The following is an 18,711-nucleotide window of genomic DNA, read 5'->3' as shown; positions in this document are numbered from 1 at the left end:
AGGGCTAGCACCATTGTTGCTGCTGCCCTCTTTTTTTGAACCAAAAAATGGCTGAACGAGGAGGAATGCATAGATGAGTAAGAAACTGGGAGCCCTCGACTACCACTCAAACGGCAGGAAAGGGAAGATCGAAGTCGTCGCCACCAAACCGTGCCAGACCGCGGCAGACCTGTCGCTTGCCTACTCTCCGGGGGTCGCCGAGCCCTGCCTCGCCATCCAGCAGAACCCGGATGACGCCTACAAGTACACCGCCAAGGGGAACCTGGTGGCCGTCGTTTCCAACGGCACCGCGGTCCTTGGCCTGGGCAACCTGGGGGCGCTGGCCGGCAAGCCGGTCATGGAGGGGAAAGGGATCCTCTTCAAGCGCTTCGCCGACATCGACGTCTTCGACATCGAGCTCAACACCGAGAACCCGGACGAGATCATCAAGGCCTGCCAGCTCCTGGAGCCGACCTTCGGCGGCATCAACCTCGAGGACATCAAGGCCCCCGAGTGCTTCTACATCGAGGAAGAGCTCAAAAAGACCATGAACATCCCGGTCTTCCACGACGACCAGCACGGCACCGCCATCATCTCCTCGGCGGCCCTTTTGAACGCGCTGCAGCTTACCGGCAAGAAGATCGGGGACATCAGGATCGTGGTGAACGGCGCCGGCGCCTCGGCCAACTCCTGCGCGAAGCTCGCCATCGCCCTGGGTGTCAAGCCGAACAACATGATCATGTGCGACACCAAGGGGGTCATCTACAAGGGAAGAGTCGAGGGGATGAACCCTTACAAGGAGCTCTTCGCCGCCGACACACCGTTTCGCACCCTGGAGGAGGCAGCCAACGGCGCCGACGTCCTCTTCGGCCTCTCGGTGAAAGGGGCCTTCACGACGGAGATGATCCGGAGCATGGCGCCCAACCCGATCATCTTCGCCATGGCCAACCCCGACCCGGAGATCACCCCGGAGGAGGCGCACGCGGTGCGCGGCGACGTGATCATCGCCACCGGCCGTTCCGACTATCCGAACCAGGTGAACAACGTGCTCGGCTTCCCCTTCATCTTCCGCGGCGCGCTGGACGTGCGGGCCACCGCGATCAACGAGGAGATGAAGCTTGCCGCGGTGCACGCGCTGGCGCGGCTCGCCCAGGAGGAGGTACCCGACTCGGTCTCCAAGGCCTACGGCAACGAGAAGTTCTCCTTCGGGCCGAACTACATCATCCCCAAGCCGTTCGACCCGCGGGTCCTGTTGCACGTGGCGCCGGCCATCGCCCAGGCCGCCATGGACACCGGCGTGGCACGCCAGCCCATCGAGGACATGGCGAAGTACATCGAGCAGTTGGAGTGTTCGCAGGGGCGCTCCAAGGAGATCATGCGCATGGTCATCAACAAGGCGAAGAGCGACCCCAAGAAGGTGGTCTTCCCCGAGGGTGACAACGAGAAGATCCTGCGCGCGACCCAGATCCTGGTCGAGGAGGGTATCGCCCAGCCGATTCTGGTGGGTGACCGCAAGAAGATCCAGCAGAAGATGGACGATCTGAACCTCGACCTGGAGGTCCCCATCGTCGACCCGACCGAGTCGGAGTTCACCGAGGAGTACGCCGAGGAACTCTACCGGCTGCGGCAGAGGAAGGGTATCACCAGTTCCGAGAGTAGCCGCATCATGCGCAGAAAATCGAGGACCCACTTCGGCACCATGATGGTGCACAAGGGGCACGCGGACGCGCTTTTGGGAGGTATCGACACCCACTACCCGGAGACGATCCGCCCGGCCCTCGAGGTGCTCGGCAAGCAGGCCGGGCTTTCCAGCGTGCACGGCCTGTACATGATGGTGTTCAAGAAGGGGGTCTACTTCCTGGCCGATACCACGGTGACCATCGATCCGACCGCGGAGGAGCTGGCCGAGACCGCCATCCTCGCCGCGGAGAAGGTCGCCATGCTCGACATCGAGCCGAGGATCGCCATGCTCTCCTTCTCCAACTTCGGTTCGGTGGACCATCCGCAGGCCAACAAGGTGAAGCGCGCAGCGGAACTGGTCAAGGAGCGTGCGCCGCACCTGGTCGTGGAGGGTGAGATGCAGGCGGACACCGCCGTGGTTCCCGAGCTTCTGGACGGCTTCACCTTCTCGAAGCTTAAGACCCCGGCCAACGTGCTGATCTTCCCGGACCTCAACTCAGGCAACATCTGCTACAAGCTCTTGCGCCGCCTGGGCGGCGCCGAGTCCATCGGCCCCATCCTCATGGGGATGAACAAGCCGGTGCACGTGCTGCAGCGCGGTGACGACGTGAACGACATCGTGAACATGGCCGCCATTGCCGTTGTGGACGCCCAGAATCCCTAGCCGCGGGACCGCGTGTCCTGGTCCCCCATTCCTCCCGTTCAGGCGAGGAGTGGGGGATTTTTTTGTGTCGGGACCATGAGATGTTTACGCTGTGTTTTATTTTCGCGCGTGAACGTTTGTCCCCTCAGTTGGTGGTGAATGTCGCTGTATTACAATGTAACCAAATAACGTTGCCGGCTCTGTTCTAGGATCGCGCTCCCGTCCCTTCGCCCCTTATGCTAGTCCTTGTATTTGCCTGTAAATACCGATAATTCAAACATTCGTTCGATTGAATTGCAGAAGGCGGATGGCAGGGATGTGTCTCGGATCCTGGTCGCAATCTTGGTCTTACCAATTTTTTTACCGACGCATTATAAAAGTGTTTGCTAAATTTTTGTCAGGGGAGTATATGAGTGTGGTGCGACGTTGACCCCCGTTTTTTGGTCAAAATAAAACAAGAATCGATTAATGTTGTACCCTTGGCAGGTTTGCTAAAACAGAGGCTTTAAGGAGGGAGTATGAACGTCCACGAGTACCAGGCCAAAGCGATCTTGAGGAAATTCGGCGTGCCGGTTCCCGACGGCCACGTCTGCTACAACGGCGCGAGCGCCAGGGAATGGGCCAAGCGCCTGGGCGAGGGCCCTTGGGTGGTGAAGGCGCAGATCCACGCAGGCGGACGCGGCAAGGGTGGCGGCGTCAAGCTGGCGCGGACCTCCAGCGAGGTGCAGATGATCGCCCGCGACATGCTGGGGATGACCCTGCGCACGCACCAGACCGGCCCGGAAGGGAAGGTGGTGCACCGGGTGCTGGTCGAGAACGGCTGCAACATCGCCAACGAGCTCTACGTGAGCTTTCTGGTGGACCGCGGCAGCTCCCGCGTCACCGTGATGGCCTCCACCGAAGGGGGGATGGACATCGAGGAGGTGGCGGCCAACACTCCGGAAAAGATCGTCACCGAGGCGGTCGATCCCCTGGTCGGGCTCACCCAGTTCCAGTGCCGCAAGATCGCCTTCAGCCTGGGATTGAAGGGGAAGCTGACCGGCAAGGCGGTCAAGGTACTCACCAACCTCTACGCCACCTTCATCGCCTGCGACTGTTCGCTGCTGGAGATCAACCCGCTGGTGGTCACCGCGGAGGGGGAGCTGATCGCCCTGGACGCCAAGTTCGGCTTCGATGACAATGCCCTCTTCCGGCACCTGCAGATCGGCGACATGCGCGACTTCGACGAGGAGGACCCCAACGAGATCGAGGCCTCCCAGCACGACCTCTCCTACATCTCGCTTAGCGGCAACATCGGCTGCCTGGTGAACGGCGCCGGTCTCGCCATGGCCACCATGGACATCATCAAGCATTACGGCGGCGACCCGGCCAACTTCCTGGACGTCGGAGGCGGGGCCACCATCGAGCGCGTCACCGAGGCGTTCAAGATCATCCTCTCGGACAAGAACGTGAAGGGGATCCTGGTCAACATCTTCGGCGGCATCATGAAGTGCGATGTGATCGCGACCGGCGTCATCGAGGCGGCGCGCCAGGTGGGGATCCAGGTGCCGCTGGTGGTGCGCCTGGAGGGGACCAACGTGGAGCTGGGCAAGAAGCTTCTGGCCGAGAGCGGCCTCAACATAGTAGCCGCCGACGGCATGGCCGACGGTGCGCAGAAAATCGTGGCCGCCGTCGCGGCCGCCGCCTAGGAGGGACGCCATGAGCATATTGATCGGCAAGGACACCAGGGTCATCACGCAGGGGATCACCGGCGCGACCGGCCTGTTCCACGCGCAGGGCGCCCGCGAGTACGGCACGCAGATGGTGGGTGGGGTCACCCCGGGCAAGGGGGGGACGGTGATCGACGGCTTCCCGGTGTTCGACACGGTCGCCGAGGCGGTGCACGAGACCGGCGCCACCGCGAGCGTCATCTACGTCCCGCCGCCGTTCGCCGCCGACTCCATCATGGAGGCGGTGGACGCAGGCGTCGAGCTGGTCTGCTGCATCACCGAGGGGATCCCGGTCCTGGACATGGTGAAGGTGAAGCAGTACCTGGTGGGCAAGAAGACCCGGCTGGTTGGCCCCAACTGCCCCGGCGTGATCACCCCCGGCGAGTGCAAGATCGGCATCATGCCCGGCTACATCCACAAGCCCGGCAAGATCGGCGTCGTTTCCCGTTCCGGCACGCTCACCTACGAGGCGGTCTGGCAGCTGACCAGCATCGGCCTCGGGCAGTCTACCTGCGTTGGGATCGGCGGCGACCCGGTCAACGGCACCAGCCACATCGACTGCCTGCGCCTGTTTCAGGAGGACCCGGACACGGAGGCGGTGATCATGATCGGGGAGATCGGCGGCAGCGCCGAGGAGGAGGCGGCCCGCTTCGTCAAGGAGAACATGTCGAAGCCCGTGGCGGCCTACATCGCCGGGGTCACCGCCCCCCCGGGCAAGCGGATGGGGCACGCCGGCGCGATCATCTCCGGCGGCAAGGGGACCGCGACCGGGAAGGTGGCGGTCCTTAAGGAGTGCGGCATCAGCGTCGCGGCGACCCCGGCCGAGATGGCGCAGGCGCTGCTCAAGGTCTACACACCGTAGCGAGAAAGGGCGCCACCGCGAGGTGGCGGCGGAGATCGTCATGAAAAAGAAAGAAAACGCACGTTACCACGTGCTCTCGGTGCGGGTGAGCCGCGAGGAGCGCGAGACCATCGAGAAGATTTCCAAGGAAGTGAACATGAAGGTGTCCGACCTGATGCGGGAGGCCCTGCAGGACATGGTTCCCTGGCAGGGCGCGCCGTAGCGCCGGCTCGGGAGACGGGACCAGAACTTCACTGCATTTATGTAAAGAGGAGCTAGAGCATGAGCAGAAAAATGGTAACCATCGACGGCAACACCGCGGCCGCCCACGTGGCCCACGCCACCAACGAGGTCATCGCGATCTACCCGATCACCCCTTCCTCGGTCATGGGGGAGATCTCCGACGCGAAGAGCGCCGCGGGTGAGAAGAATATATGGGGGACGGTACCGCTGGTCTCCGAGCTGCAGTCCGAAGGCGGCGCCGCCGGCGCGGTGCACGGCGCACTGCAGGCGGGCGCCCTCACCACGACCTTCACGGCGAGCCAGGGGCTCTTGCTGATGATCCCGAACATGTACAAGATCGCCGGCGAGCTCACCTCCACCGTCTTCCACGTCTCGGCCCGGGCGCTTGCCACCCAGGCTTTGTCCATCTTCGGCGACCATTCGGACGTGATGTCCTGCCGCGCCACCGGCTGGGCCATGCTCTGCTCCAACAACGTGCAGGAGGTGATGGACTTCGCCCTGATCGCCCAGGCGGCGACCCTGCGCTCCCGGATCCCGTTCCTGCACTTCTTCGACGGCTTCCGCACCTCCCACGAGGTGCAGAAGGTCGAGGCGCTCTCCCGAGACGACATGCGCGCCATGATCGACAACGAGCTGGTCAACGCGCACCGTGCCCGCTGCCTCACCCCGGACCGCCCGGTCTTGCGCGGCAGCGCCCAGAACCCGGATGTCTACTTCCAGGGGCGCGAGACGGTGAACCGCTTCTACCCGGCCACCATCGACATCGTGGAGAAGGAGATGGAGAAGTTCGCGGCGCTCACCGGACGCGCGTACAGCGTGGTCGAGTACGCCGGCGCGCCGGACGCCGATCGGGTCATCGTGATCATGGGCTCCGGCGCGGACACCGTGCAGGAAACGGTGGCGACCCTGAACGCGCGGGGCGAGAAGGTGGGCGTGGTCAAGATCCACCTGTACCGCCCCTTCCCGCTCAAGGCCTTCGTCGAGGCGCTCCCCGCCTCGGTACGCAGGATCGCGGTCCTCGACCGCACCAAGGAACCGGGGGCGCTGGGCGAGCCGCTCTACCTGGACGTGCGCACCGCCATCGGCGAGGGGATGGCCGCCGGCTTCAGCAACTTCGTCGGTTACCCCACCATCGTCGGGGGGCGCTACGGCCTGGGCTCCAAGGAGTTCACCCCTGCCATGGCCAAGGCGGTGTTCGACAACCTGAACGAGGCGCAGCCCAGGAGCAACTTCGCGGTCGGCATCAACGACGACGTGACCGGCGCGAGCCTCGACTACGACAGCTCCTTCAGGACCGGGATGGAGGGGACCTACGAGGCCATGTTCTTCGGCCTTGGCTCCGACGGCACCGTGGGGGCCAACAAGAACTCCATAAAGATCATCGGCGAGGCGACCGACAACTTCGCCCAGGCCTATTTCGTCTACGACTCCAAGAAGGCCGGGACCATCACCACCTCGCACCTGCGCTTCGGGAAGAAGCCGATCAACGCGCCGTACCTGATCGACAACGCCGACTTCGTCGCCTGCCACAACTTCACCTTCCTGGAGAAGTACGACATGCTGGGCAAGGCGAAGCCTGGCGCCACCTTCCTGCTTTGCTCCCCGTTCGAGCAGAGCGAGGTCTGGGACAAGATGCCGGTCGAGGTGCAAAAGCAGATCATCGACAAGAAGCTCAAGGTCTACACCATCAACGCCATCAAGCTCGCCGAGGAGCTCGGCCTGGGCGCCCGCATCAACGTGATCATGCAGACCGCCTTCTTCAAGATCTCCGGCATCATTCCGCTTGAGAGCGCCATCGCCGAGATCAAGGGGGCCATCAAGAAGAGCTACGGCAAGGCGGGCGAGAAGGTGGTGGCCATGAACAACGCCGCCGTCGACCAGGCGCTTTTGAACATCCACGAGGTGGCCGTCCCCGCGGTACCCTCCAGCACCATCACCATGCCGCCGCCGGTAGGGGCGGGCGCTCCCCACTTCGTGAAGGAGGTCACCGGCCGCATCATAGCCGGCTTCGGCGACGACCTCCCGGTCTCCGCCATGCCGATCGACGGCACCTTCCCGACCGCGACCTCGCAGTACGAGAAGCGCAACATCGCGGTGGAAATCCCGGTCTGGGACGAGAAGCTCTGCATCCAGTGCGCCATCTGCTCCTTCGTCTGCCCGCACGCAGCCATCCGGGTGAAAGCCTACCCGGCCGAGGCACTCGCCGGCGCGCCGGCAGGGTTCAAGTGCGCCGACTCCAAGATGCCGGAGCTCAAGGAGCACAAGGTGACCTTCCAGGTCGCCCCCGAGGACTGCACCGGCTGCGGCGCCTGCGCCCACAACTGCCCGGCCAAGGACAAGGAGAACCCGGGGCACAAGGCGCTGGAGATGCGGTTCCAGCCCCCCTTACGCGCGGCCGAGGCCGCCAACTACCACTTCTTCCTGGGGCTTCCCGACCTCGATCCGGCGGTGGTAAAGCTGGACACCCTGCGCGGCAGCCAGCTGGTGCGCCCCCTGTTCGAGTATTCCGGCGCCTGCGCCGGTTGCGGGGAAACGCCGTACCTGAAGCTTCTCTCCCAGCTCTTCGGCGATAGGGCGCTCATCGCCAACGCGACCGGCTGCACCTCGATCTACGGCGGCAACCTCCCCACCACGCCGTGGGCGAAGCGGGCCGACGGGCGCGGCCCGGCCTGGTCCAACTCGCTCTTCGAGGACAACGCTGAGTTCGGCTACGGCATGAGGCTCGCGGTGGACAAGTTCAGCCAGGCGGCCCGGGAGCTTTTGGAGCAGCTTCTTGACTGCGGCTGCGTCTCCTGCACGACCATCGCCCCCCTGATGCGGGAGATCCTGGACGCCGAGCAGTCCGGGCAGGCCGCCATCGAGGCGCAGCGGCTGAGGGTGGCCCGGCTCAAGGAAGCCCTTGCCGGCTGCGACGAGGAGGCCGCGGCGCAGCTCCTTCCCATCGCGGACTACCTGGTGCAGAAGTCGGTCTGGTGCGTGGGCGGCGACGGCTGGGCCTACGACATCGGCTACGGCGGCCTGGATCACGTCATCGCCTCCGGCAAGAACGTCAACATCCTGGTGCTGGACACCGAGGTCTACTCCAACACCGGCGGGCAGGCCTCCAAGTCCACCCCGATCGGCGCGGTGGCGCAGTTCGCCGCCGGCGGCAAGTCCATGGCCAAGAAGGACCTCGGCATGATGGCCATGGCCTATGGCCACGTCTACGTGGCGTCCGTATCCCTGGCGAACCCCGGCCAGGTGGTCAAGGCCTTCATCGAGGCAGAGGCCCACGACGGACCTTCGCTGATCATCGCCTACTCGCACTGCATCGCGCACGGCATCGACATGACCCGCGGCGTGGACGAGCAGAGGAAGGCGGTCTCCTCCGGCTACTGGCCGCTGTACCGCTACAACCCGGCACTGGCCGAAAAGGGGAGGAACCCGCTGCAGCTGGACAGCAAGGCCCCGACGACCAGCTTCGAGGAGTACGCGGGGGGCGAGAACCGCTACAAGGTGCTCAGGAAGATGAACCCCGAGGCGGCCGAGCAGTTGATGCAGAAGGCGAGCGCCTGGGCCGCGGACCGCTTCGACTACTACACGAAGCTGGCGGCTCTGGATTTCGGCGGGGAAGGAAAGCAGTAACGGCAACCGATGCTGCGGCAACAGAGAGGGCCGGGGTTTTCCCCGGCCCTTTTGCGTCTGCCGGGACGCCACGCTCTACGGGAGCGGCTGCCCTGCGATCTGAAAAGATGAGACGCGGCAAAAGAAAATTGACAAACGCGGCTACTTGCATATTATCTTCACCCTTGGACTGCACCTTTTTGCCATTCCCGGAGGGGACATGCGACGAACGACGATGGTTGCCACGGTTTTTCTCCTTGCAGCGCCCGCGCTGGCCTTGGGCGGCACCTACCAGTGGCGCGACGATGCCGGAACCGTTCACTTCACCGACGACTCCGACCGCATACCGGACAAGTACCTAAAGCGCGCCCGGGAGGTCGATCCGGCGAGCGCCGCGAAGCCCGCGGCGACCGTGCCGAAGCCGGAAGCTCCGGCGGTGCCCCCGGCAGCAAAGGAAGCTGCCGCCGCGGCAACCGCTGCCGATGCCAAGAGCACGCAGCGGGCGCGTGTTGCCGCCGAGCTCGCCCAGGCTCGAAGCGGCCTGGAGGGGAAAAAGCAGGAGCTGCAGAAGCTGCATCACAAGTGGATGGTGACCAAGGGACGCACCCCGACCCCGGACGAGGCCAAGGAATTCCAGAAACAGCTTGCCGAGGGGAAGACGACCGACGAGAAGAATCCCTACGTCAGTAAGAACCGCGCCTTGTCTTCGTCGAGCGCCGCCCGTGCCGCCTACTACAAGAAGTTGGTGGAAGTGCGCGAGGACGATGCCCGGGTGCAACAGCTGGAGCGGGAACTCGAGGCGCTGAAGTGAGCTCCCCGCCTGGAGCCGCCGGTAAAGGAAGGTCGCTGTCTGCAGTCTCCAGGGACCGGATCGAGCAACACCTGAAGTTCCTCGTGGGGGTCCGGCATCCCGTGGCGGCACCCGCCGCCCTGCAGCGGGCCTGCTCCTACCTGGAAGACACGCTGCGCGCACTGGGGTACGCCGTCGACCTGCACGGTTTTTTCGACGGCGGACAGGAGTATCACAACGTGGTCGCCACCAGGCTGGGGACGCGCCGCCCTGAAAAACGGGTCCTGGTGCTGGCCCATTTCGATACCGTCGCCGGTTCTCCGGGGGCGGACGACAACGCAAGCGGCGTCGCGCTGCTGCTGGAGCTGGCCACGATGTTCAAGGAGTGGCGGCCGGAACTGACGCTGCAGTTCGTCGGGGTGAACCTTGAGGAGAATTCGGACCGGGACGAGCACGGGACCGGCCTCAGGGGGAGCCGTGCCCTGGCCGCCTTCGCGCTGCAACAGGGGTGGGAAATTGAAGCCGTGGTGGTGCTGGAATCGGTGGCGTTCGCCGGCGGCTCGGTGCGCCAGGCCGCTCCGGCAGGAGTGCCGCTGCAGGTGCCGCCCAACGGTGATTTTCTCGCCGTGATCGGCAACGAGCTCGCGCAGGGGGTGGTGGCACGCTTTGCGCTGGCCGCGGACAGCTTCGATATCGCCCTCCCCGTGGTGCCCCTGGTGGTGCCGGACAACGGCGAACTCCTGCCCGATACCCGCAGATCCGATCACGCTCCCTTTTGGGATGCCGGCTACCCCGCCATCATGCTGACCGACACCACAAACTTCCGCAATCCCCACTACCACGAGCCAAGCGACACCTTGGAGACCCTGAACCTCGCCTTCGCCGTGCGCGTCTGCCAAGCTACGGCCGCGTTCCTGCTGGGGATGGCTGGTGGGGAAGGCGCAGCTCCAAGCTGACCCGCCTCGTCAGGGGCTCGAGCGGCTGCTCCCGGCTCGTCTGAGCAAAGCCGGCGAAGAGCGCGCCCCGGTGGGCCGCCAGCAGCTGCAGCAGCTCGTCCCGTCCCGTCCCCGGCGCTAAGCGCTGCTCTGCCATCTCCGCAAAGACGTCCAGGTCGTGCAGTTTCCCCAGGAGGTCCTGGTAGCGCTTGAGGAGCCGGCGCAGCTCTTCCCCCCCGTCCTCCAGAAGCGGTGCCAGGATCTCCAGCCGGTAGCGCAGCTTCTTGAAGGCGATGCGCAGTCTGTGCTGTGCCACCGTGTCCTCTTCGCGCAGCGCCGCCGGGAAGAGTTCCTCGACCAGTTCGACCCGCTCGGCAAACGCCCCTTCGGCAAAGAGACCGACCTCGGTGAAGGGGTCGAACCCGGGGGCTTCGCGTTCTTGGAACGGGTTCAGTCTCTTCGCCAACCCGCCCAGTTCCTTTTGCAGTTTCCCCGCGCCGACCCCCGCCAGCGTCCCGGACAGCCCCTCTCGGGTGATCTCCCGCTCCTTTGATAGCGATCGCAGCAATTCCTCGCGCTCGGCGCGGCAGCCGCTCGTCTCTTCCGGTTCCAGCCCTGAGAAAAAGAGCAGCGCCTCATCGATGTTGCGCAATTCTCCCAGCAGGGTGGTGAGCCTTTTCACCCTGCGCGACAGCCGTGCCACCTTCTTGCCCGGCAGCAGGGGGGCAAAAAGGGCAAGCCCCTCGCGCAGTCGGCGCGAGGCCACCCGCAGGTCATGCACCTCGTCCAGGTCGAAGCCACGGGCTGCCCCGCGCCAGTGGGCGAAGAATTCCTCGCGGAGCGTGGCAAGCAGGTAGGATGCGGCAAACCAAAGGCGTGTCGGACGGAGTTGCAGGGAAGCGGTGCTATGGGCGGGAATACTCATAAGCCTTCACCAGGACTGACAGTATTATAGCATCATTGCATAAAGGATATCACTGCCGGTCCAAAGGCAAGGCTGTAAGGTCGCGCACACTTGATACCACCGGGCGCTGCATGCGTCCCTATGGAGAAACGCCGCTCAGTGCGGTTTGTGGATGGAGATCAGGAATTCCATGACAGCCAAAAGGTTGGTGAGCCTTCTGAAGAGGATGTTCTTTTCCTGCAGGTCCTTGGTGGTCTTGAACTTCGCCATCAGCAGCTGGTACTGTTCGTGGGCCAGATCGAAGGGTTTCATCTTTTTCAACGTGCCGCTCTCCTTTGTGCGATATTGAATTAGAAATTTATAACCATGTTAGAATAATATGTCAAGCGGCCATGGTCAAAAAACGCCGGGTGTATGGGTAGCGGAAAAAAGCGACTGTCAATTGGTAAAAATTAATGTTGTGCTATAGTGTGGCGGTTGTTTACCAAATTCGGGAGGCTGACTATGAAAAGAGTGCTATCCACCATCGTAGCCACACTGGTAGCCGTATCCTTCGCTGGAATGGTCTGGGCGGCAGACACGACCGGAACCGATACGGGGTCCTCTGTCGGCCCGGGGACCGGCATGTCGACCGGGACCCAGAGCGACCAGGGGAGCGCCGAACCTGCCAAGCCGGAGACGAAGAAGACCAAGAAGAAAAGAAAGAAAAGCGGCAAGAAGTCCAAAAAACAGACCAGGAGGAGCACCCGGACCGGCGTCACCGGCACCAGCCTAACTACGGCACCCCGGCCATGGGCGGCCCAAGCGGCAACATGGGGAGCGGCCAAGGCACAGGCGCTGGAAGCACCGAAGGAAGTGGACGCTAGGGATCCGCAGCAGCTCGGCCGCGCCGCAAGGTGCGGCCTTTTTCGTCGCGAAAGCTTCCCGCGCATGTCGACTAAGGCAAGGTGACCGCTTTCCCCACGTGTGTGCGATATGCCCCACCCCCTCCCGGGCAGCGTCACGGCACCCCGGGCTCAGCCGCGTTCAAGGAGAACCGGTACCCGGCAAACCATCGCAATTACATGCCATTACATGAATCCCCCCGGTGCGGCAACGTGGCGAGGCGCCCGGCTCGGGTTCCGGTCCCTTCTGGGTACGGCTCTTGCTCTTTCACAGCAGTTTCAGGCGTACATTTCATAAAAGGAGATTTTCATGTCTGCGTTGAAGAATTGGATTCCGGCCACAATGGCCGTACTGGCCCTGTGCGTGCTTCCTGCCTGTTCTGACAAGGGGGGCGGCGGTGCCCCCGTCGTCAAGGTGAACGGAACCGCGATCACCAAGCCGGAGCTGGACCGTGCCGTGAAGACTCTCCTGGCGCAAAACCGGGTTAACCAGGCCCTGCCGCCGGAACAGATGAAGAAGGCGACCGCCGTCGCCCTGGAACAGCTCACCTCGGCGGAGCTTCTTTACCAGGAAGGGAAAAAGCTGGAAATCAAGAACCTGGACCAGCTGGTCGAGCAGCAATACCAGAAAAACCGGGCCGCCTTTCCCACCAAGGAAGAATACGAAAAGGCGCTGCGGGCAGCCGGGATGACCGAGGCCGAGGTGCGCGAGTCGATGCGCAGGGAGATCGTGGTTAACCACTTCGTGGACCAGCGGTTTTCGGCCAAGGCGACCTGCTCCGACGACGAGGCCAGGAAATTCTACGATGACAACAAGGCGAAACTGTTCCAAAAGGGTGAGCGCCTGCGGGCCAGCCACATCCTGGTGAGCGTGGACCAGAAGGGGAGCGCCGAGGAGAAGAAAAAGGCGCGTGAGAAGGCGGAAGCGCTGCTGAAGAGGGTGCAAAGGGGGGAGGATTTCGCCGCTGTTGCCAAGGCAGAGTCGACCTGCCCCAGCCGCACCAAGGGGGGAGAGCTGGGCGTCTTCGGCAAGGGGCAGATGACCCCTCCCTTCGAGAAGGCGGCCTTCGCCCTGAAAAACGGGGAGATCAGCAAGGTGGTGGAGACGGAGTTTGGCTATCACATCATCAAGCTGCAGGAGCGGATCGCCCCCTCCACCGACCGCTTCGAGGACGTGAAGTTCCAGATCGTGCAGTACCTGAAGATGGAGCAGACCCGCAAGGCGGTGGCAGCCTTTCTGACCGAGCTGCGTCACAAGGCGAAAGTCGAGAAGGTCTAGCCCGGGCAGCCCGGACGCAGAACGGCCCGAAGGGAGCTTCCCTTCGGGCCGTTTTTTTGCCTTTGCCTGGGGTGCCGCTGCGGGGTGAGCCGGGTGGGGTCAGGCCCACCTCAGGCCGTCGGCGGAGGCGTGGGGCACGCCGCTGCCGGCGACCGGCGTCTCCAAATTCTCGTTCTCCCCTTCCTTGCCCGAATCGGAAAGCCCGAACTTCTTCATCCGGTAACGAAGGGTGTCCCTGCTGGTCTTTAGGAACTTGGCGGCCTTGGACTGGTTCCCGCCGGATTTCTTCAAAGCCAGCTGGATCAGCATTTTTTCCAACTCTTCCAGGGAGATGCCGGTGGAAGGAAGCACGATGTGCTCGCCGGCGAAGTCGGTGCTGATCACCCCGGAGGATTCGGGGTCCTGCGCCGCGACCCTGCTCTGTTTGATTTCCGGGTTCAGGAACTCCGGGGTCAGCACCTTCCCCTGTTCCAGCATCATCAGGCGCTCGATGCAGTTGCGCAGCTCGCGGACGTTGCCGGGCCAGTCGTACCTGGTCAGGTACTCCAGTGTGTCCGGCGCCGCATGCGTTATGCTCCTGCCGTACTCCTCGTTGAGCGTCTCGATGAAGTACTGCACCAGCGACTCGATGTCCTCCTTGCGCTCCCGAAGCTTCGGGAGGCAGATGTTCATCACGTTGAGCCTGAAGAAAAGGTCGCCGCGGAACTTCCCTTCCTTGACCATCCGGGGGAGGTCCTGGTGGGTCGCGGTGATGATCCGGACGTTGGCCTCGACGTCTTCCTGGCCGCCGAGTCTCCTGAAGCGCTTGGTCTCGGTCGCCTTCAGGATCTTGGCCTGCATCTGGTAGGGCATGTCCCCGATCTCGTCCAGGAACACCGATCCCCCTTCGGCCAGTTCGAAAACACCCTTCTGCCGGCGCGAGGCGTCGGTGTAGGCCCCCTTCTCGTGGCCGAAGAGCTCGTTTTCCAACAGGTTTTCGGGGATGGAGGCGCAGTTCACCTCGATGAAGGGGGCGTCGGCCCGCGCGCTGTGGTAGTGGATCGCCTTGGCGACCAGCTCCTTCCCGGTCCCGCTCTCGCCGGTGATGAGCACCGTCTTGGCATCGGCGTCGGCGCAGATCTTGATCATCTTGAAGACTTCGATCATCTTGGGGCTGTTGCCCACCATCTTCTCGTGGTCCGACTTCCTGCGCAGCTCGTTTCTGAAGTAGTCGACCTCCTTCTTGAGCCGACGTTTCTCGAAGGCCCGCTCGACCACGTGCTTGACCGCCTCGAGGTTGAAGGGCTTGCCAAAGTAATCCTCCGCGCCGTCCTGCAGCGCCTGCACGGCGGAGTCCGCGTTGGCGTAGGCGGTGATCATGATGACGTAGAGGTCCTCGTTGGCCGCCTTGAACCGTTTCAAAAGCTCGAGACCGCTGGTGTCGGGAAGGCAGATGTCCAGCATGACCAGATCCGGTTTGAAACTCTCGAATTTCTGCACGGCCTCCGCACCGGAAGCCGCCGTGTCCACCTCGTAACCGTCCTTTTTGAGGCTGGCGGCGAGGGACCAGGAGATCAGCTTTTCATCGTCGACGACCAAGATCCTGTTTTTACTCATGTTGAACGTTCCTTCCTGGACCTGCTGCGGGAGCGTCCGCAGGTTCTCGATGGGCTGAGACCGGTATCGGTCGGGTTGGGGGGACGGCTCCCCATGCCGGTCAGCAGGCGGCCGGACTTTATCATTTATTTAATAATTTGTGTATCGTTTTTTTCGCATGTGACGTGATCCCTGCAGACGACAGCAGAGGCTGACCTTCCCGGGCCGAAACCCGGATCCCACCCAGGTGATGGGTGATATCACCCACTTTTGCGGCATTTGCCCCGCGTCGTCCGCCGCTGAGGAGGAGAACGGGCGGTCTCGCGGCCCTCCGGGGCAATTTTCTCGTCGCTGCGCGATTTGACGCAAAGATGTGGGGCTTTTGCAGCAGCAATGCCCTCCCGGGACGAGTCCGGGCCCCCTGCTGCCCATCCGCGACGGCGGTGCAGGTGTCAAGCCCCCCCGTGGGGCAAATGACCAACTTCCCTTGCGTTAGCGCGTAGACAGCACCGCTTCGAGCGGGAGAGGGGGTTCGTTCCCGCATTTTACACCGGCCAATGTGCCATCGGCGGGGGGTACCGTAGCAGGATGCGTGCCGAGCCTCCCCTGTCGTCGCCGCACCCCCGCCCCTTCACCACACCGCTCCCCCCGGGGCGCCGAGCCGCCACCTCGTCGTGCGTTCTGGCAAGTAAAATGCATAGAAACGATTCTATTTCCATGCGAAAGGTGGGTGCCATGAAATTGAAACAGGTGGTGTTATGGATGTGCTTGATGGTCGTCGTCGGCGCCGGGCCGGGGTACGGGTACGACGGCACCGATCTGAAGGCCATAAGGACGCTGGCGGAGCAGGGGAACCCCGAGGCCCAGATGAAGCTCGGGGTGATGCTCTCCTCCGGGGTGGGGGTCCCGCTGGACAAGCAGGAGGGGCTTAAATGGTACGAGAAGTCGGCGAACCAGGGGTACGCACCGGGGCTGTGGAACCTGGCCTTCGTCTACATTCGGGGGGACGTGGTACCCCAGGATTTCAAAAAGGCGTTCGATCTGCTCCAGAAGGCCGCAGACGCCGGTTATGACAGCGCCCAGTACGACCTCGGCATGATGTACCTGCAGGGGCTCGCCGTTCCGGCGCCAGATCAAGAGAAGGCAGAGGTCTGGTTCCGGCGGGCGGCCGCCCAGGGGAACCGGGATGCCAAGAAGATCCTGAAGGATCTGGCCGCGAGCAGCTGACCTCGGCGGCCGGTCCGCAGCCCAACATTCCAGGAGTATTACATGTCTAACACATTCAATTCTCAGAACGCGGCCGCCGGGGAAGAGCCCGCCTCCCGAGCCTGCTTCGATTTCAGCCACGTCGCCGGAGAACTGGAGGAGAGCCGCAAGCGGCTGAGCGCCGTCTTCGACACCGTCCAGGTCGGCATCGTCATCATCGATGCCGAAACCCACACCATCGTCGATGCCAACCCCAAGGCGGTGGAGATGATCGGTACCGGGAGGGAGGAGGTGGTCGGCTCCGTCTGCCACTGCTTCATCTGCCCCGAACAGGACGGTCACTGCCCCATCACCGACCAGGGACAGCGCATCGACAACGCCGAGCGACAGCTGCTAAGGCCCAACGGCGCCTCCATCACAGTCGTGAAAACGGTGGCGCGGGTGAAACTGTACGGGCGGGACCACCTGATCGAGAGCTTCCTGGACATAACCGACAGAAAGCGGGCCGAGGAGGAACTGCGGGAGAGCGAGGAGCGTTATCGCGACATCCTGGAGAACGCCAACGACCTGATCCAGAGCGTGGACGCCAAGGGGAACTTCATCTACGTGAACAGCGCCTGGAAGAAGACCATGGGGTATTCCGACCAGGACCTCGCCTCGATGAACATCTTCGACGTGATCAAGCCCTGCTGCCAGAGCCACTGCGCCACCATGTTTGACCAGTTGAAGAGCGGGGCCAGGATCCCCCGCGTAGAGGTGGAGTTCGTCGCCAAGGACGGGCGGAACATCATCCTCGAGGGGAGCATCAACTGCAACACCAGTAACGGGCAGGCGATCAGCACGAGGGGGATCTTCCGCGACATCACCGAGCGCAAGAAGATGGAGGCCGAACTGACGCAGAGCGAGGACCGTTACCGCAAGCTGTTCGAGAACGCCCCGGAAGCGATCCTGGTGCAAAGCGGCGGGCGCTACCTGTGCGCCAATAAGCAGGCCTGCGTGCTTCTCGGTGTGGACCGCCCCGAGGAACTGGTCGGCCAGTCGATCTTCTCCTTCGTCGATCCTGAATTCCACGCCATGGTGCTCGAGCGCATCCAGCGCATCGAGGAAACCGGTGAGCCTTCGCCGCTGCGGGAATCGCGCATGGTGCAAAAAGACGGGACCGTGATCGACGTGGAGGCGGTGGCGACGGGGATCGTCTTCCAGGGACAGCAGGCGATCCAGGTCATCATCCGGGACATCACCGAGCGCAAGCAGGTAGAGGAACAGCGCAGGGAGCTGAACAGCCGCCTGGAGAAGATGGTGGAGGAGAAGACCCGGCACCTCAAGGAGGCCCAGGCCAAGCTGATCCAGTCGGAAAAGATGGCGACGCTGGGCGAGGTGATCGCGGGTGCCGCGCACGAGCTCAACAACCCGCTGGCGGGGATCCTGGGTGCCATCCAGATGCTGCGCAGCAACGCCTTGGCGAATCCCATCGACCCGGACCTGATGGAAGGGATCGACGTGCTGGAGAGCATCGAGAGCGCCGCGGTCCGCTGCCAGAAGATCGTCGAGGATCTGGTCCGCTTCACCACACAGGCCCGCTGCAACTTCAGCGACATGGACATCAACGAGGTGCTAAAGGACACCCTCGATATCATGTCGGGGCCCTTCGAGGAGCAAAAGATCGATGTCAGTCTGGATCTGGACCCGGAGGTGCCCCGGATCGAGGGGGACTTCGTGAAGCTGCTGGAGGTATACGTTAACCTCCTGCAGAACGCTAAGAGCGCTCTCCCCAACGGCGGCCGGATCGACATCAGCACCGGCCTCGTGAAGAAATACGGGGAGCCGCTGCAGGTCTCGGTGGTGATCCGCGACGACGGCTGCGGCATTCCGCCGCAGAACCTGGCCAAGATCTTCGACCCCTTCTTCACCACCAAGCCGGTAGGGAAGGGGCCCGGGCTCGGACTCACCGTCTGCTACGGCATCGTCAAGCGGCACGGAGGTGATATCGACGTGCGTTCCACTGTGGGGAAGGGGACCGAGGTGACGGTCACCGTCCCGGTCCGGCAGCAGAAAATGACCGCCTACCAGGCCTCATGACCTGGCGAGGGCGGCGTCTGCCCGGCCTCTCCCTCATGATGAGCTTAATTTCATTTGACATTTCCCTCCTCATCTGGTTAAACCTTCTACTCGATGGCAAGGGTAGTAACGGTTGCCGGAGACAATCGGAGGGGCTAACGAGCCCGGCTCTAAGCGTGCCAGAACGGACAGCACCGGAAAAAAGATAAACGATAATACTAAACCATCCGCGAGGGTGGGACGGAAAGCCCAAGGGTCTCCCTGAGACAGCCGGGTTGCCGAAATATCTAGCAAAGGTCCAGCTAAGATACCGGCAACCCGTTTTTTTTTGCCCGCTTCTAATGATTTTCTCCCAAACATTTCCCTCTTCGCCGGCGTGATC

The 18,711-nt window shown here is 63.1% G+C and carries 14 protein-coding genes and 1 riboswitch; of the genes, 11 read left to right on the top strand and 3 right to left on the bottom strand.

The genetic code is table 11. From position 1 onward, the window contains the following. Positions 1 to 73 precede the first annotated feature (73 nt). The 7 genes from KOM00_RS08510 to KOM00_RS08480 all read left to right on the top strand — a co-directional run bounded on the left by KOM00_RS08510 (position 74) and on the right by KOM00_RS08480 (position 10,444). Positions 74 to 2,323 (top strand): NADP-dependent malic enzyme, encoded by a 2,250-nt coding sequence (locus KOM00_RS08510; protein ID WP_216498483.1) that lies wholly within the window; start codon positions 74 to 76, stop codon positions 2,321 to 2,323. Positions 2,324 to 2,820: 497 nt separating this feature from the next. Further along, positions 2,821 to 3,990, top strand: coding sequence for an ADP-forming succinate--CoA ligase subunit beta (gene sucC / locus KOM00_RS08505; RefSeq protein ID WP_216498482.1), 1,170 nt, complete (start codon positions 2,821 to 2,823; stop codon positions 3,988 to 3,990). Between the two features lie 10 nt (positions 3,991 to 4,000). Next, positions 4,001 to 4,873, top strand: coding sequence for a succinate--CoA ligase subunit alpha (gene sucD, locus KOM00_RS08500; protein WP_216498481.1), 873 nt, complete (start codon positions 4,001 to 4,003; stop codon positions 4,871 to 4,873). Between the two features lie 40 nt (positions 4,874 to 4,913). Beyond that, positions 4,914 to 5,075 carry a DUF6290 family protein gene (locus tag KOM00_RS08495; RefSeq protein WP_216498480.1) on the top strand — a complete coding sequence of 54 codons (162 nt, stop codon included), beginning with the start codon at positions 4,914 to 4,916 and terminating at the stop codon, positions 5,073 to 5,075. A 59-nt stretch (positions 5,076 to 5,134) separates the two neighbouring features. Next, a complete protein-coding gene (gene nifJ / locus KOM00_RS08490; protein WP_216498479.1) occupies positions 5,135 to 8,719 on the top strand; it encodes a pyruvate:ferredoxin (flavodoxin) oxidoreductase in 3,585 nt (1,194 codons plus the stop codon). A 199-nt stretch (positions 8,720 to 8,918) separates the two neighbouring features. After that, positions 8,919 to 9,509, top strand: coding sequence for a DUF4124 domain-containing protein (locus KOM00_RS08485; RefSeq protein ID WP_216498478.1), 591 nt, complete (start codon positions 8,919 to 8,921; stop codon positions 9,507 to 9,509). Beyond that, positions 9,506 to 10,444, top strand: a complete 939-nt coding sequence (locus tag KOM00_RS08480; protein WP_216498477.1) for a M28 family peptidase — start codon at positions 9,506 to 9,508, stop codon at positions 10,442 to 10,444. The genes KOM00_RS08485 and KOM00_RS08480 overlap by 4 nt, the downstream gene beginning before the upstream one ends. Here KOM00_RS08480 and KOM00_RS08475 read toward each other — a convergent pair. Further along, positions 10,389 to 11,348 (bottom strand): CHAD domain-containing protein, encoded by a 960-nt coding sequence (locus KOM00_RS08475; protein ID WP_216498476.1) that lies wholly within the window; start codon positions 11,346 to 11,348, stop codon positions 10,389 to 10,391. The two genes, KOM00_RS08480 and KOM00_RS08475, sit on opposite strands and share 56 nt — an antisense overlap. A gap of 135 nt (positions 11,349 to 11,483) precedes the next feature. Beyond that, entirely contained in the window at positions 11,484 to 11,648 is a 165-nt protein-coding gene (locus tag KOM00_RS08470) for a hypothetical protein (RefSeq protein WP_216498475.1), read from the bottom strand. A 183-nt stretch (positions 11,649 to 11,831) separates the two neighbouring features. On the opposite strand from KOM00_RS08470, the gene KOM00_RS08465 reads away from it, so the two are divergent. Then, a complete protein-coding gene (locus KOM00_RS08465) occupies positions 11,832 to 12,278 on the top strand; it encodes a hypothetical protein (protein ID WP_236026833.1) in 447 nt (148 codons plus the stop codon). 243 nt (positions 12,279 to 12,521) lie between these two features. Next, the gene (locus KOM00_RS08460; protein WP_216498474.1) at positions 12,522 to 13,490 is read left to right on the top strand and encodes a peptidylprolyl isomerase; all 969 of its coding nucleotides are present in this window, start codon (positions 12,522 to 12,524) and stop codon (positions 13,488 to 13,490) included. Positions 13,491 to 13,589: 99 nt separating this feature from the next. Here KOM00_RS08460 and KOM00_RS08455 read toward each other — a convergent pair whose 3' ends face one another. Next, the gene (locus KOM00_RS08455) at positions 13,590 to 15,086 is read right to left on the bottom strand and encodes a sigma-54-dependent transcriptional regulator (protein WP_216498473.1); all 1,497 of its coding nucleotides are present in this window, start codon (positions 15,084 to 15,086) and stop codon (positions 13,590 to 13,592) included. Between the two features lie 714 nt (positions 15,087 to 15,800). Here KOM00_RS08455 and KOM00_RS08450 point away from each other — a divergent pair. Together KOM00_RS08450 and KOM00_RS08445 are read left to right on the top strand one after the other, a co-directional pair. Further along, complete coding sequence (locus tag KOM00_RS08450) at positions 15,801 to 16,292, top strand: tetratricopeptide repeat protein (protein WP_216498472.1); 492 nt, start codon at positions 15,801 to 15,803, stop codon at positions 16,290 to 16,292. 42 nt (positions 16,293 to 16,334) lie between these two features. Continuing rightward, on the top strand, positions 16,335 to 18,350 hold the full coding sequence (locus KOM00_RS08445; protein WP_216498471.1) for a PAS domain-containing protein: 2,016 nt from the start codon (positions 16,335 to 16,337) through the stop codon (positions 18,348 to 18,350). 186 nt (positions 18,351 to 18,536) lie between these two features. Further along, a riboswitch (cyclic di-GMP riboswitch) is annotated at positions 18,537 to 18,612 on the top strand. Positions 18,613 to 18,711 lie beyond the last annotated feature (99 nt).

This window comes from Geomonas diazotrophica (assembly GCF_018919385.1).
Taxonomy (GTDB): Bacteria; Desulfobacterota; Desulfuromonadia; order Geobacterales; family Geobacteraceae; genus Geomonas; species Geomonas diazotrophica.
The sequence above is the reverse complement of the archived record's forward strand: the minus strand, read 5'-3'. Positions and strand labels throughout refer to the sequence as shown.

Bases quoted from the DNA above. Each gene is read 5' to 3' on its own strand.
- KOM00_RS08510 (WP_216498483.1), top strand. From the start codon at position 74: ATGAGTAAGAAACTGGGAGCCCTCGACTACCACTCAAACGGCAGGAAA.
- sucC (WP_216498482.1), top strand. From the start codon at position 2,821: ATGAACGTCCACGAGTACCAGGCCAAAGCGATCTTGAGGAAATTCGGC.
- sucD (WP_216498481.1), top strand. From the start codon at position 4,001: ATGAGCATATTGATCGGCAAGGACACCAGGGTCATCACGCAGGGGATC.
- KOM00_RS08495 (WP_216498480.1), top strand. From the start codon at position 4,914: ATGAAAAAGAAAGAAAACGCACGTTACCACGTGCTCTCGGTGCGGGTG.
- nifJ (WP_216498479.1), top strand. From the start codon at position 5,135: ATGAGCAGAAAAATGGTAACCATCGACGGCAACACCGCGGCCGCCCAC.
- KOM00_RS08485 (WP_216498478.1), top strand. From the start codon at position 8,919: ATGCGACGAACGACGATGGTTGCCACGGTTTTTCTCCTTGCAGCGCCC.
- KOM00_RS08475 (WP_216498476.1), bottom strand. From the start codon at position 11,348: ATGAGTATTCCCGCCCATAGCACCGCTTCCCTGCAACTCCGTCCGACA.
- KOM00_RS08465 (WP_236026833.1), top strand. From the start codon at position 11,832: ATGAAAAGAGTGCTATCCACCATCGTAGCCACACTGGTAGCCGTATCC.
- KOM00_RS08460 (WP_216498474.1), top strand. From the start codon at position 12,522: ATGTCTGCGTTGAAGAATTGGATTCCGGCCACAATGGCCGTACTGGCC.
- KOM00_RS08455 (WP_216498473.1), bottom strand. From the start codon at position 15,086: ATGAGTAAAAACAGGATCTTGGTCGTCGACGATGAAAAGCTGATCTCC.
- KOM00_RS08450 (WP_216498472.1), top strand. From the start codon at position 15,801: ATGAAATTGAAACAGGTGGTGTTATGGATGTGCTTGATGGTCGTCGTC.
- KOM00_RS08445 (WP_216498471.1), top strand. From the start codon at position 16,335: ATGTCTAACACATTCAATTCTCAGAACGCGGCCGCCGGGGAAGAGCCC.